Consider the following 15,891-nt stretch of genomic DNA (forward strand, 5'->3'; position numbering starts at 1 on the left):
CGTCATAGCTAATAGAAACCACTATTAACTAAGATAAAACATGAAATTAACCACTTTATATCGGTTAATTTCATAACTATGGAGTTTGTATGCCCACACCGTTTGTTTATAAGCCATTAGCAATAGCTATTGCCGCCGTTTGTTTTTCATCGAGCATTTCATTAGCTGCTCAGGCCGAGTCGAATCAGTCGAGTGATCAGAATGAACATGCACTTGCAAAAAAATTGATTAATTTCGATATTCCCGCAGGGCAGTTAACGCCCGCTTTAAATCAATTAGCACATTTAGCAGGTGAAGCGCTGGCCTACTCGCCAGCGTTAGTAAAAGAAAAAACCACCCAAGGGATCAAAGGTCGATATAGCATAGCGCAAGCATTAAAGACCCTTTTAGTGAATACCAATTTAGTGGCCGTAAAACACGGCAGTGCTGGTGGTTATATTATTAAAAAGATGAATGGCGCTAGTAGTAATATCGCCGGCACCTTAGCATTAACCACTGTCGGCAATGAAGGAAGTTTTGGTGATGCGCCAGCAGAAGAGGGCGGTTTTAAAGCACAGTATCAAACCACCGCTACCAAAATGGCAATGCCGTTAAAAGAAACGCCACAGGCGATTTCAGTGGTAACCCGAGACTCTTTAGATGCTCGGCAGGTTAAAGACTTATCTACCGCAGTTGAACTTATCGCCGGCGTTAGCAATAGTGCTGATAGTATGGGGCTTCAAACTGGCCCAGGTATGTTTGGCGGACTTGGACAATACGATCAAAAGTTTGTGATGCGTGGTCAACCAACTAGTGTACGTTCTGATGGCTTTAAAGTGGGTAACAACAATGTTGACTTAGCTGCTTATGAGCGGGTCGAAGTACTTAAAGGGCCTGCGGGTTTTTATGGTCAGGGTTCGCTTGGTGGCTTTATTAATTTGGTACGTAAAAAACCACAGGCTGAATTTTCTGCCAACGTAAGTGCTCAGGTCGGCTCTTTTGATACAAAACGTACTGATATAGATGTTACCGGCGCACTTAACAATGATGCTAGCTTAAATGGTCATGTCAGTATGGTATATGAGGATTCTGGTTCGTTTGTGGATGAGTTAGATAATAACAAGTTTATGCTGGCGCCCAGCATTGAAGTAATAATTAATGACAACACCAGAATATTAACACAATTGCTTTATCAAAAAGATGAGTTTGATAATAATGGAGGTATACCTCTGCAATTAGTTGGCGATCAAATTAAGCGATATGATAATTTTTCTTCCCCCACTGAACTTTATGGCAGCACCGGTGATAAGTCTGAAACGGAAATCACTGAATTAATCGTTAGGGTTGATCATCAAGTTTCAGATCGTTGGTTGGCTAGCGTACTGCTTCAAGCCAATAAATCTACGCGGGATATTATTAAAGGCAATGCTGGTTATGTTTTTGATGATTATTTATATACAGGAGCAGAAAAAGATATTTGGGAACGCGACGTTTGGGCAGTAGATTTACGCTTAGAAGGGGCATTTGACGCTTTTGGTCAAACACACCAAGTACTTATAGGCGCAGAGCATAACGATCAGCACCGTACTCGTGATTGGGGGTATTCTTATATGACGGTAGGAGAGCCGGAATCTTTTTCTGGTGATTTTTCCAATTATCCGTTTGTCCCTGTAGAGGATGTGCCAACTTCTATTACCCGTGACAATAATACAGACAACAGCGCCATTTACGCGCAGGTCGTATTAAGCTTACAAGAAAAAACCAAGCTACTAATTAGCGGCCGTTATGATAAAACCTATAGCAAGTTAATATTTACTTCATGGGGCGACCTAAATGAGCCAGCAGCAGTTAAACAGGATGCGTTTACTACGCGATTAGGATTAACGCATGGCTTTAACGATAATTTTTCGGCATATGCGGTTTATGCAGAATCGTTTGAACCTACTGGCGAGATAGCATCGCCTGCTAACGGAGGAGGAATTCTTGATCCAATAACCGGAGAAGGTTATGAACTGGGTCTAAAAACAGACTGGCTCGACAATAAACTTGGTGCAACACTTGCTATTTACCAGCAAGATTTAACTAATCGACCAATGATCGATCCCGATGACACTAGCGGTCAATACTCGATATCGTCGGGTTTACACCGTACCGAAGGCATTGAATTGGAAATTACTAGCTCGCCTTATCAAGGGTTAACCGTTACAGCAGCGGCCTCATGGCAGGAAAATGAGTTTTTAGAAGACGATAATAATAAGGGTTTATCTATTGACGGTTCTGTAGATGAACAATTTAGTTTATACGCGAGTTATGAATGGCAAACCGGCGCGCTACAAGGATTAGCTGCTGGCGCAACTTTTGTTAATGTTGGTGAGCGGAAATTTATAGAGGGAGGGAAACAAATATACCTCGAAGGTTATCATCGCGCAGATATGCACTTAAGTTATAATGCGCTTCCTAATTGGGATATATCACTATTGGTACGTAATATAACAGATGAAAATTATATTGAATCAGCAACACCAAAATATGCCTTCGGTAGCTTTCGCGGGTCACCGCGTGCCGTGTTGTTAACTGTGTCGTACGATTTTAATTAGTAATCAACTGTAAATCCTAAGCTAAAACCAATAAACGCATCATAATCATGGTGCGTTTTTCTTTTCACCAAGTTAGGTAAGCGCTCAGTACGCAGTGGAGCCTTAATTATTTCAAGTGCGCCATTTGTGAAGGTTGGTGTTGATCACAGCGTACTTCCTGCATAGATCCTGCACGGTTGTTCCTACTTCGTTTTCTTTTAAGAAAGATATAATTTGGCTATCGCTGACTCGCGATATTTTCATAAAAAATTCCTTTAATTTAGGATATGGAATTTCTCTACTTTTGACTGTTATTAATTTCGGGGGGATTACAGTTCATACATCACCTCTACTAGCCAAAGTTAGCACTGGGGAGGATAGGGGATGGGTGGTTTTAAATATCGTAAATATGATTCAATTGTCGTTAAATCAGGGGATAGTTATGATTGTCTTATGTTTGTAGGTTTTGTTACATTGTGTTTTCATCTGATCTTTGCGTATAGGAATTTAAACCGTTAGTGCAATATCGGCCACTGGCGTACCATATGCAGCAGTTAATGCATATGGTACCAGCCCAGTTGAAGACTAAGGTTAAATGTTATAGAACTTCGCCCCTATTCAATTTTATACAACTCAAGCGCTAATAATTTCTGGTTCAGTTATAACGTCTTCACTAATAACGTTACCATTTTCCATTCTCACTAATTGATCGGCAATATTGAAGTAGCGATCATCGTGTGAAATAACGATAATTGTTTTGCCTAATTTTTTAAGATCAGGCAATAGTTGGGTGTAAAAAATGCGGCGGAAACTAGGATCTTGGTCGGCAGCCCACTCGTCAAAAACTAAGACCGGTCGTTCTTCTAACCATGCGTTAATTAACGCTAAGCGTTTACGTTGTCCGGTTGATAAATCAGTGGTGGTAAATGCACCATCTTTGATGGTTACTTTGTGATCTATCTTCATTTTTTTGAGATATTTGTTCGCTTGTTGTGGCAAGTCTTGTTCTGCATTGAGCAGTTCATCAAACAGGTAGAAGTCTGAGAATATAGTGGTAAATAGTTGACGGTAGTCATCCATGTATTGAGCGGTTACTGTTTTACCGTCAAGCATTATTTGACCTTGTTGTGGCACGTAAAGTCCGAGTAGTAATTTTATTAGCGTGGTTTTGCCGCCACCATTTTCGCCAACAATAAAAACGATATCACCTTGTTTTATTTTGATGTTAATTGGGCCAAGTTTGAATGGTGCTAGATTATCAACAGAGGGAAACTCATAAAATACCTGATTCAATTCAAGGCTTTTTAATGTCGCGGGTTTTGTTTCTTCATGTGAAGTATTGCTGCTTGCCTGCTTTGCGGTGTTATTAGCTTCGTTGTGGCCTTCATCTTGATCCTCATTCAACAGCAGGTAAGGTTCTGGTGATGAAAATTTTTCTGACAAGTCGGCAATACGTTGAAAAGCAACTTGCGCAAGGGCGATTTCTGGCAGGGTACCTACTATGTGCTCTAACGGTCCTTTCATGTACAGCATAACAAGTACAAAACCACCTAACATGGCTTTATCGGCTGTTGGCCATAGTGCTTGAAAGGCGATCGCCATACCAATAACGGCAAAAAATAACATTGAACCAAAGCTTTCTGCGCCAATAAAAATGTTGGCCGATTTGATATTGGCTTTACAAATTTTATCTGTTGTTCCTTGAATATTTTTTGAAAATAAATGTAAGCGGCGAGGGCGTTGAATTCGTAATTCTTTAGCACCTTCAGAAAGCGCTTGATAAGCTTTTTGTAGATCATTTTCAGCGTCGCGTGCAATGCCTAAATGTGAGCTACCAAAGCGAAAAGCTATATATTGTGCGCCACTACCAACGACAACAGTAGCAAGCGTTAGTAATAATACCTGCCATGACAGGTAAGCTAGGTAAGAGAGACAGCCGAGTGTCACCGCAAAAGATATAACAAGCGGAGCTATATTAAGCGCAAAAGCACTAATTATATTAATATCACCGACTAAAACAGGAATGAGTTTATGACTACGGTAGCGCTCAAGTTGTACTATTGGCGCTGCTAGGATCTGCTTTGCTAAACGTTGGCGTAGTTTTAGTACCACATGTTGGCCAATGTAATTAATACTAAGGTTTGATAACGTGGTACAGGCTAATACTAAAAGGCATAAGCCACCAAATGTTAGTGCTAAATAGGTATCTGGACCATGAGTCATATTCATTGCTTCGTTCATTGTTGCTAACAAAGCGGTAATACCAAGCCCTCCAATAACACCTAATATAGTTGATAAAGCAACCAGTAGCCGGAAGGGCTTAAGTATGGTCAGTGTTTCATGCAGCAAGCTGTGTGTGCGGTTGGGCATTATTTGTCTCGGCATAATTGGTTTAAGTTAGGCTATTATTTTTGCCATGGGCGAACATTGTTTTATTTTCGGCTGGTGGTGCAAGCCGAATAAACGTTGGAGTAACAAGTTTGCCGCCACTACTCCAAGGCTTTTATTATTGATGTTAAATCCTATTTTCTAGCGTATATAAATACTGTGGCGTAGCTAATATGACGTAGGTAATACGGTTACTGGGAAGCTGTTGTATTAGTATTTTGTTTGGCTAGTGTTTGTACCTTTTTCCAAACGCGTAAGAAATTTACCCCCCACAGCTTTCGTATGTCATTGTCTGAGTATCCGCGCTGAATCAATTCGGCGGTAATGTTAGTGATCTCACTGACATCCATCCATCCTTCAACGCCCCCCCCATCGTTAAAATCAGAGCTGATGCCTACATGGTCAATACCAATTTTCTTAACGGCGTAGTCAATATGATCACAATAATCTTTGAGGGTGCTTTTAGGCTCATTTTCCATAATGCTATAGAGAGAACCTGCGTATTCGCCAAATTTTTGTTCTGACCAAATGGCGATAACTGCGTCACCAGGCATATGCGCATTGGCGAGGTTTTCTTGCATTTCTAAGGGTTGTAAATTAAATTCTTTTCTTAAAATATTCAGCTTGTTTAACGTACGTTCACTTAAGGCCTTTAGGTAGGTCGTAAAGCCAACAACATGAACCATACCGCCTGTACGTTTAATCAGTTGTAACTCTTTATCACTAATGTTTCGCGGTATGTCGACAATGGCTCGCATCGCTGAATGAGAAGCGATAATAGGAGCGCGGGTTAGTTGAGTAACACGCTTTAACGCTTTACTCGACATTTGTGAAACATCTATCACCACGCCAAGGTCATTAAGGCGATGCACGGCTTTTTCACCAAGTGGTGATAACCCCTCTAAAGCATCTGTTGTGTCATTAAAAAATGGCATCGGGCGTGACGAGTCTGACCAGTTATTATTACCGACATAATTGAAGCCAAAGATACGCATACCACGCGCTGCCCATGTGTCTAGAAGAGAGAGATCATTACCCAAAGGATAGGCGTTAAGCATGCTGATTATAATGGCGAATTTGTTTTCCGTGTATAAGCGATTAAAGTCGGCAGGGGTAAACGCAATGCCGGCTTGGTTTGGGTAGTCGCGCACTATATTGGTAATAATTTTGTAGCGAACTTCTTGCTGTTGTTGTGCTTCATCTAACATGCCCAGCGTTGGACGATGAGGCGCGTTAGAGCCATTCCATATTTCAGGCCAACCAAGTATGGTTAATGCGCCGCCAGATAATCGACCTTTCGCGGCTTTTATTAAATCGAATTGGTATTGAGTATCGGTATTTGCTTCGACTAGCTCAGTATTAAAATCAAGAGGCACATTTATATGGGCATCGAACGAGATAATCGTATCTTGTAGTTCTTTTGCATGGCTCATGATTTCTTTGGGGTATAACTCTTTAGCGGTTAGGCTCATTCCTTGTTTGTAAAAATACCATGCTGCGGAGCTGCCAACAGCAACGATAACCAATACCAGAGCGAGGATGCCAAAATATCGGGATTTTTTACTGTGCGCTGTGTTCATACTCTACCTTTTTCTATTTGAATAGTGATGTTGTCAATTAGTAGATAAACGTGCCTAAGACGAGAAAATTTAATCAGAGTTAAAAAGTTTTTATCCAGCAAATGCGTTTTATCGCTTTTACGTGATAGCAGCGATGAATTTTTAGCTTAAATTTTTTCACTACTCTTTCGTTATTAAAGCATTAGGCGCGACTAAAGTGAGTTCTGTGCCGTTTAACTACAGGTAAAGTCATGACGTTTTCTCGACGGAAATTTTTAATGGGGTTGTCGGCAACAAGCATCGTATTGCCGAGCATTTATTTTGGTCAGCGTCAAATTCGACAACATCTTGATGAGCTCGCTGCGCAAGACATAACTTCTGGCGAAGCAGTACCAGAGCCAGCAACAAATGAAGGTACTTTGCTTGCGAATCGATTACGGGGTATTTGGGATATAGAGTTTAAAGACTCTGGTTTAGCAGGGTTGCCACTAAGGGGGGCTGAGTTAGTACTTGACGTTGGCGTAACAGGACGAAGTATTAGAGGTTATATTGGCTTGCCAGAAACGTTACGCAGTGCCGATACGCCGCAATACCGTGTGATAGGCGATATTGTTGATGACAAGCCTGAAAAGATCCGTTGGCGATTAATTGCCAGAGATTCATTGTCTGCTATCCCAAGTTATGACTGCACCGCATTACTTGATGAGGTTTGGGGACGGTGGGGTGGCTCAGGCAGTGGCACCTTAAGTGGTAGCATTCGACGCTTAGACCGCGCGTTGCATTTACCTGAACGCGATTGTCCGTTTATTGCTCGAAAACAAGCTTTCCCTTTAGCCAGAGACAAAATTAAATTTAATGCTCCACTTACGGCTTGGCTGGTGTCGCCAGAGCATCGTTTATTTCATCAGTTATGGCATGCCGTACGCGATAAATGGCACAAACTACCAAATGATAAACGTGACGCTTTACGTCGCCTTGGGTGGCAACCCGGCGTTCGCGATAAAGAACGTGGAGCACGTGGTGATAATAAACATAAGAATGGCTCTGGTGAAGATTTCTTTTTTATGCATCGAGATATGCTTCATAAAGCACGTATGTTACAGCCCGACTTAAAAGGCTGGTCGAAACTGCCTTTGCCTGCGCCATTTGTTGAACAAGATTTAGCCGGTTTTATTCGTTATTACGAAAATAACGATGGTTGCTCAGTTCCACCTGCTTGGGAGTCTGAGGGGGACGACGAATATACCCAGTGGTTAAATGACGTTAAGGGCAGTAATACTTTTTACAGTAACTATCAAGTTTGGGAATCACAATACCAAGACCCTCAATATTTGGCGCGTTTAACCTTAGCAGAGTTTGGCTCTGAGATGGAACTAGGCATGCATGATTGGTTACATATGCGCTGGGCGACAATAACGCGTGACCCTACTAACGATATGCCAGTTCCTTGGGACAGGTGGCCATCAGATTTCTCTTCCCGTTGGTTTTTACCCGAAAATGATTATTTAGGTGACCCATTTTCTTCTCATGTTAACCCCGTATTTTGGATGTTTCATCGCTGGATTGATGACAGGATTGAAGATTGGTTCCGGGCGCACGAATGGTTACATCCAGGGGAAGTACGCCGAAAGCAAGTCAAGGGGATTTCTTGGTTTGCGGCCGGTAAATGGGTAGAAGTGGACGACCCTTGGTTGGGCTCGTCAGCTCATGGTTGCGCACCAGTTGGATACAGCACACCAACTGGTGGCCACGACAATGAGACGGTTGATCATAGTGATCATAATGTTGGGAACAGCAATGAGGCGGTTGAACATAGTGCTCATAATGTCGAATCTAACAGTAAGGCTGTAGATCTGGATGTTGAAGGGATGAAATTAGCGCTTAGTATCGCATTTAGTGGTGAAGACGATGTGCCAGACCTAATGAAACGGGTGCCTCGTCGGCCATGGTATGCACGGAGCATGAAGCTGAATAAGTAATTGTATTTCCTTGCCAGTTAATTGAGGACTAGCCAGGACATATATATTTACCGATTGCTGACAATTTAAATTAAGCCGAATAATACTAAATTTAATTGGCTTAATTTCGTATCTATTAACTATAAATATTTGCTTAGAAATAATTACTGCTAGGTATTCCAGACTGTTGGAATATAAATAATAACGCACGAATAAATAAGGTATAAGAATATGAAAGATTCTATTGTGTCTACTGTTTACGATTTAATTGGTGTCGGTTGCGGCCCCTCAAATCTTGCTTTATCAATTGCTCTAGAAGAGCGATCCAAGTCGCAAGGTGCACTGTCGACGCTGTTTCTCGATAAACAGGCTAATTATCGCTGGCATGGTAATACCATTACCGGACAAAGTGATTTACAAGTATCATTTTTGAAAGATTTGGTCACATTACGTAATCCTAGTAGCCCTTATTCTTTTGTTAATTATTTACATAAACACGATCGTTTGGTTGATTTTATTAACCTGGGCACATTTTACCCTAGTCGATTAGAGTTTAATGATTACCTTTCGTGGATAGCGAAACATTTTGCTAAACAGTTTAATTATGGTGAAGAAGTGTTGTCGGTTGAGCCGGTTCTTTCTAAGGGAAATAACGGTCATGTTGAAACGCTGCGCGTGATTGCTAAAGATATTAATGGTAACAAATTTGAGCGTGAAACCCGTTCATTAATTGTTAGCCCAGGAGGAAGTGCTCGTATTCCACAGCTATTTAAACACCTTAAATCCGATTCTCGTGTTTTTCATCATTCTAGCTATTTGTTGAATATGTCGAAACTGCCTTGTGCTAAAGGTAAGCCAATGCGCATTGCGATTATTGGTGGTGGACAAAGCGCTGCAGAAGCATTTATTGATATCAATGATACTTACCCTTCAGTACAAGCCGATATGATATCGCGCAGTCTGACGCTACGACCTGCAGACTCAAGCCCTTTTGTTAATGAAGTCTTTGCGCCGGCGGCGACAGATGCGATGTATACGCAAAAGGAACAAACAGAAAGAGATCGCCAGTTAAAAGAATATCAGCATACTAATTACTCAGTAATTGATGAGCCGATGATCAAGCAAATTTATAATATTCTTTATAAACAGAAGGTATCAGGCGTACAGCGTCATAGTTTTCATTGTTCAACCAACATTATTAAGGTAACGGCTACGGAACAAGGCATAGATCTCGTTTCACACAATAGTGCGACTGGTGCAGAGATAACTCAACGTTACGACGCTGTTATTCTCGCTACGGGGTATGAGCGTAACCAGCATTTAGATTTATTGGCTCCATTGGCTGAATATATTGGTGAGTACAACGTAGACAGAAATTATCGATTACAAACCGATGATCGTTGTAAGCCGGCAATATACTTACAAGGCAGTAATGAATCGACTCATGGTTTAAGTGATACATTATTATCGGTTTTAGCCGTTCGTTCCGATGAAATAGCAGAGTCTTTGCATGCCTACTTAGCACAACAAACAGCACCTGACTCAACTTCATTTAGTCAATCTTTATTAGAAACTGGTTAATAACGTTTCATTAGTCACAGTGTTAAATATATTCGATAAAAAATATTGGTCATCAAAGGTTACTGTTAATGAAAAATTGCTTATATCTCTTTTTATTATGCCTTACATCATATAGTTGGGCTGCAACAAACAGTTGGGCTGTAACAAACAACAACGGGGCTAAAGTGGATATTCGGTGGACTACCTACGGTATTCCCCACATTAAAGCACAAGATGAGCAAGGTTTAGGTTACGGAATTGGTTATGTTTATGCTCGTGACAATGCATGTTTGTTGATGGATGAAGTATTAACTGCACGTGGAGAGCGGGCTCGTTATTTAGGTTCGCATGGGGAATCGTCAGCGAAGCTAAATAATATAACTTCAGATTTCTTCTTCACTTGGCTTAATTCACCAGCAGAAATTGAAAAGTTTTGGCAAGCTCAGCCCCATGATATTCAGCAACTACTTATGGGGTATGCGGCAGGTTTTAATCTTTTTTTAGCACAAGCTAATTCAAAAAGTATGAGCTGTTATAAACAGCCGTGGGTCGGTGATATTACCTATGAAGATTTGGTGCGTTTAACCCGGCGGTTATTGGTAGAAGGTGGCATTGGCAAATTTTCACAGGCGTTAGTTGGTGCTCAGCCACCTAAAAGTTGGTGGCAATGGATTATGGACAAAGTTGATAATGTCACGACTAGCGAAGCTCAATACGATATTGCTCAGTCAAGTTGGCAGGGGAATTTACAATTAGGCGTGGGCAGTAACGGCGTTGCGGTTGGTCGTAGTCGAACCATCAACGGCAAAGGCATGTTATTAGCTAACCCTCACTTTCCATGGAGCGGTGCATTACGCTTTTATCAAATGCATTTAACTATTCCTGGCCAGCTCGATGTTATGGGCGCCGCATTACCCGGTTTACCATTACTTAATATCGGATTTAATAACAATGTAGCTTGGACCCATACGGTTGATAGCTCGAACCATTTCACTATATATCGGTTAGATCTTGACCCACAGGACGATAAGAAATACCTGGTCGATGGTAAATCCTATGCATTAAAGAAACAAACGCTACAGATCAAAGTACTTAATGACGATGGGCTGTTGTCAGACATAAGCCATGATTTTTACCTGTCCAAATTTGGTCCATTAATTACCTGGCCTGGTTTAATGGATTGGGGTGACAATCAAGCCTATGCTCTGCAAGATGCCAATCTGTCTAATACCAGAGTATTACAGCAATGGTATGCAATTAATAAAGCTAAAGATACGTTGTCATTACGAGATAGCGTAGAAAAAATTCAAGGTATTCCTTGGGTCAATACCTTGGCTGCAGATGATAAAGGCAACGCGTTATATATGAACCAGTCGGTGGTTCCTTATTTGTTGAAAAAGCAATTAACAGCATGTGAAATTCCTGAACTTGCTGCCGAAGGCTTACCTGGATTGAAAGGGAACTCGAGTCAATGTCTCTGGCATGTCGATCCTTCTTCTGCTCAAGCCGGCATTACTCCTGCCGCGAAAATGCCGACCTTATTACGTGACGACTTTGTCCAAAATTCTAATGATAGTGCTTGGCTTACTAACCCTAAGCATCCTGTTGAAGGATTCTCCCCATTGGTAACGCGTCAAGATAGCAAATTAAAGCTGCGAACTCGCTTTGCTTTAAATCGGCTGCAAGGTGATAACCTGCTAACCGAAAGATTTTTAGAGCAGATGGTCACTGATAATGAGGTCTATTTAGCCGACTTGGTGTTAGCTGATCTATTAGCTTTTTGTGTAACACAACAATCAGATGAATCCTTGACTCAGGCTTGTTCAAGTCTGAAAAGTTGGGATGGTCAGGCTAATATTGATAGTGGTTTAGGTTTTATATATTTTGATGCATTCATGAATTTTTTCCACAACGCTAAACAGGGTTGGCGTATTCCTTTTGATGTTCAAGCCCCTTTAAATACTCCGCGAGGCATCGATTTAAACAAGCCTTCGAACATTAATGGCATTAAGCAGGCGCTTATTGAAGGAGGTGAAAGAATTAGAAAGCTCAAACTTGCAGATAATGCCCGCTGGGGCGATATTCAGTTGGCTATTCGTGGTAAAGATAAAATAAGCCTGCCTGGCGGCTACGGTGATTTAGGGATATATAATGTTCTTGAAACAGCGCAGCAAGATGATACTAAACCAGCGCCATTACACGTTGAAAAAGGCAGCAGTTATATTCAACTGGTCACCTTTACTAACGAAGGGCCGCAAGCCAAAGGATTGTTAGCCTTTTCTCAATCGAGTGAAGTTTCTTCGCCATTTTATAATGATCAAACTAAGTTATTTTCACAACAGCATTGGCCGATAATACCTTTTACCGAACAGCAGATTAATCAAGCTATAGTGATTGAACGAAAGACGCTTGTATTGCCATGATCGCTGACATTTGTGTGAAAACACCCTTCATTTACCCCCTCGGTCAGCTTGATTGGCTGGGGGCAGATAACATTACTCAAGCCGGTTGTTGTTTTAACGCGTTAACCTATGATGACCAGCTCTTTAAATCTTGGAATATTAACTTTCCGCTAGCACTCGAGCGGTCAGTTTTTAAACGTAAGGCTGAATTTTTAGCGGGTCGTTATTGTTCGAAAATAGCGTTGAGTAAGCTTGGCCGGTATCCGTCGACAGTAGGTACCGGAAAATTTAGAAACCCTTTATGGCCAATGGGGATCAAAGGGTCTATCAGTCATAGTGCACAATTTGCTATTGCCGTGGTTTCTCAAGATCAAGCTATTGTTGGCTTAGGGGTTGATATAGAAAAGACTGTTACACCAAGCGTGGTTGAGGAAACGAGTAGTTACATCTTGCAAACACAAGAGCTCAAGTTTTTACGCCACGCAACAATGACACCAGAACAAGTTTTCACGATTATTTTTTCTATGAAAGAAAGCTTTTATAAAGCGGCTTTCCCACTCGTTAACGCCTTTTTTGATTTTAATGCTGTAACTGTTATTCACTGGGACAGCGAAGCTAAAGAAGTGCAGTTTAGATTGAATTTTTCATTGCATGAAAAGCTACCCAAAGATATGTGTTTCATCGGCAAATATTGCGCGGTGCCAATCCACGATTTAAACCAGCCAACCGGTATTTCAACTAACCAACTGCAAGAGACATTCGCCAGTTTAGTTATTATCTGATTTTTTCCACGATTAATATAGGGCCAGCAGCCCGCTAGGACGGAGCCAGTGTTACAGATATTAAATAGAATAATCTTTTGTTTTTTAACAAAACACATTAACTATTTTACATTCTAGTTCGTTATATAGGCATGGTATTTATTCTATAACTCCCTTTCAATTAATGAATCACTGTAATGAAATCGTTAATATGTGCATTAATAACAATAATGCTTATTTCGCTTGATTATGAGTTTTAAACAGTTGTAAAGGGGCTTCAAAAAGGTGAACTCTTGCGCTTAACGTTATTTAAATTATTATCAAGTATTCTATTGTTAGCATCTTATTCTGTTGTTTCTGTTGAAGTTACTCAAGATCAAACTAAAAAGCCGATGCAAACCAAGTATCTATTGCATTATGGTACTAATGCCCCGACTTTAGACGGTGTATTAGATGAACCCGTATGGCAGCAATCTACGCGTATTGAATTAAAATATCAAAACGAACCTATCTACAATGCCCTTGCACCGGTTAAAACTATTGCTTATTTGTATCAAGATGACAGCCATTTACATATTGCCATTCAAGCGTTTGATCCAAATCCTAAAAATATAAGAGCTAACTTACGTAAGCACGACAATATTTTTACAGATGATAATGTCGGTATTATTATTGATACTTACAATGATAAACGATCAGGTTTTGGTTTTTTTGTTAACCCGCTTGGCGCACAGGCCGATATGACCACAAAAGAAAGTGACGATAAGGATGAAGAGGAAGACCATTCTTGGAATGCTATTTGGCAAAGTGTCGGTAAGATTAATGATGAGGGCTATGTGGTTGAAATGAGCATTCCTTTTCATGTATTAAGGTTTCCCGATACCGGAAAAGAACTGACTTGGAATATTGCTGTTAAACGTAATTATCCGCGAGACAACTTAGTCGAAATTGCGAACTATCAACAAGATCACAACCGTAAATGTGTTATTTGTCAGTATAAGCCATTGGTTGGTTTTAAAAATATTAAAAAGACCCAAAACTTTCAAGTAACCCCTACGGTAACAGTAGGGCGTACCGATATAAAAGACCTTGCAGGCGCAAATAATGCACAGCGTTGGCAACAAGGCAAGGTGAAAAAAGATGTGGGTTTGAATGTACGTTGGGGAATAAACCAAAATTTACTATTAAACGCCACGCTTAACCCGGATTTCTCCCAAGTAGAAGCAGACGATGCTCAGTTAGCGATTAATACTAACGATGCCCTTTATTATGAAGAGAAACGGCAGTTTTTTGTTGATGGGGCCGACTACTTAACAACGCCTTTGTTTGGTTTTGTCCATAGTCGCAATATTGCAGATCCTACTTATGGTCTGAAATTGACCGGTAAAACCAATGACCATTTATATGGCGTTATGGTTGCTGATGACCAGCAAACCAATATATTAATTCCAAGTAATCAAGGTTCTAGTTTAACTAAAGTAGACGCCAAAAGTACGGCTCTAATAGCGCGTTATCGCCTAGACATGGGCAAACTCAATAACATCGGTGTGTTACTGACAAGCCGTGAAGCAGACGGTTATTACAACAGGTTACTATCGATTGATGGCTCTTACTGGATTAATAACCAAACCAGTGTTAATTACCAACTCGCTAACAGTGATACGAAAAACCCTGAGCAAGTACAACAAGACTATGATTTAAAGGCGCTTCAATCAGGGCAAGCCTATTTGATAAACCTTGATCACCGCAGTGCAGATTTCAGTTTGTTTGGCGAGTTAAATCGAGTTGATACAGATTTTCGTGCCGATTTAGGTTTTCAGTCAAAGGTTAGTTTTCAAGGGATAAGTTTAGGAGGGAGCAAAGATTGGTTTGCAAGTGAACATACCTGGATGTCGGCAATTTCGATGAATCAATTTAAAATCAGTGCTGATTGGGATAAAAGTTGGGACCTAGACAATAGGTTATTAGAACAAGGTACATATTTTTCGATGACATTCGAAGGTGCAAAACAATCGACTATCGAGTTAGGCATTAAGAGTCTTAATAGTTTATACCAAGAACGCTATTATCGAGAAAATCAAATGACGCTATGGCTAGAATTTACGCCGATTGCTGATATTACCGTTTCAAGCTTTATGAGATACGGCGATCAAATTGATTATAGTAATGAGCAATTAGGTACCCGCTTTAAAATAGCGAGCCATATAAACTGGCAAATTAATCAGAACTTTCAACTTGAGGCTGAATATGACTATTCATATTTAACGGTTGATGGCGGCGAATTATATAATGCTGATGTGATTGATACTAAGTTAATTTGGCAATTTAATAGCCGTCAACAATTACGGTTTATTATGCAATATACCAAACTTGAAAAAAATCCTGAGTTATACCTGTACGACGATTCTATTAATAAACATGAAGAATACCTAACGACTCAACTTTTATATTCTTACACTATTAACCCCCAAACGTTGTTTTATATTGGTTACGCCGACAATGGTTTTGAAGATGACACTCAGCAATTTATTCGTACCGATAGAACGGTGTTTACCAAGTTCAGTTACGCTTTTTAGCCAATGTGTTAGTCATGCTCTTGCTTTGTAAGTTGTTGTAATAAAAGGTAATTAAAAATACATTAAATTATTATGAATCTCGTACGTTTATATAACATAACCATAATATTTTTATGAAGCCTTTTAACGCCA

General features: G+C 40.4%; 8 protein-coding genes. 6 read left to right on the forward strand and 2 right to left on the reverse strand.

Translation table 11 applies throughout. The annotated features are described in order from the left end of the window. The first annotated feature begins 89 nt into the window (after nucleotides 1-89). Nucleotides 90-2,576 (forward strand): TonB-dependent receptor, encoded by a 2,487-nt coding sequence (locus HRU23_16995; GenBank protein NRA55837.1) that lies wholly within the window; start codon nucleotides 90-92, stop codon nucleotides 2,574-2,576. Nucleotides 2,577-3,188: 612 nt separating this feature from the next. Here HRU23_16995 and HRU23_17000 read toward each other — a convergent pair. Together HRU23_17000 and HRU23_17005 are read right to left on the reverse strand one after the other, a co-directional pair. Next, nucleotides 3,189-4,925 carry a cyclic peptide export ABC transporter gene (locus HRU23_17000; GenBank protein NRA55838.1) on the reverse strand — a complete coding sequence of 579 codons (1,737 nt, stop codon included), beginning with the start codon at nucleotides 4,923-4,925 and terminating at the stop codon, nucleotides 3,189-3,191. Nucleotides 4,926-5,134: 209 nt separating this feature from the next. Then, entirely contained in the window at nucleotides 5,135-6,523 is a 1,389-nt protein-coding gene (locus tag HRU23_17005; GenBank protein NRA55839.1) for a membrane dipeptidase, read from the reverse strand. Nucleotides 6,524-6,753: 230 nt separating this feature from the next. Here HRU23_17005 and HRU23_17010 point away from each other — a divergent pair, with 230 nt between their 5' ends. The 5 genes from HRU23_17010 (at nucleotide 6,754) to HRU23_17030 (ending at nucleotide 15,759) form a co-directional block, all read left to right on the forward strand. Then, nucleotides 6,754-8,481 carry a PvdJ/PvdD/PvdP-like protein gene (locus tag HRU23_17010; GenBank protein NRA55840.1) on the forward strand — a complete coding sequence of 576 codons (1,728 nt, stop codon included), beginning with the start codon at nucleotides 6,754-6,756 and terminating at the stop codon, nucleotides 8,479-8,481. A 210-nt stretch (nucleotides 8,482-8,691) separates the two neighbouring features. Then, the gene (locus HRU23_17015) at nucleotides 8,692-10,041 is read left to right on the forward strand and encodes a lysine N(6)-hydroxylase/L-ornithine N(5)-oxygenase family protein (protein ID NRA55841.1); all 1,350 of its coding nucleotides are present in this window, start codon (nucleotides 8,692-8,694) and stop codon (nucleotides 10,039-10,041) included. Nucleotides 10,042-10,205: 164 nt separating this feature from the next. Then, complete coding sequence (locus HRU23_17020; protein ID NRA55842.1) at nucleotides 10,206-12,443, forward strand: acylase; 2,238 nt, start codon at nucleotides 10,206-10,208, stop codon at nucleotides 12,441-12,443. 14 nt (nucleotides 12,444-12,457) lie between these two features. Beyond that, entirely contained in the window at nucleotides 12,458-13,204 is a 747-nt protein-coding gene (locus HRU23_17025; GenBank protein NRA55843.1) for a 4'-phosphopantetheinyl transferase superfamily protein, read from the forward strand. 272 nt (nucleotides 13,205-13,476) lie between these two features. Beyond that, the gene (locus HRU23_17030; protein NRA55844.1) at nucleotides 13,477-15,759 is read left to right on the forward strand and encodes a carbohydrate binding family 9 domain-containing protein; all 2,283 of its coding nucleotides are present in this window, start codon (nucleotides 13,477-13,479) and stop codon (nucleotides 15,757-15,759) included. The last annotated feature ends 132 nt before the right edge of the window (nucleotides 15,760-15,891 follow it).

It is taken from the genome of Gammaproteobacteria bacterium, assembly GCA_013214945.1.
Lineage (GTDB): Bacteria > Pseudomonadota > Gammaproteobacteria > Enterobacterales > Psychrobiaceae > Psychrobium.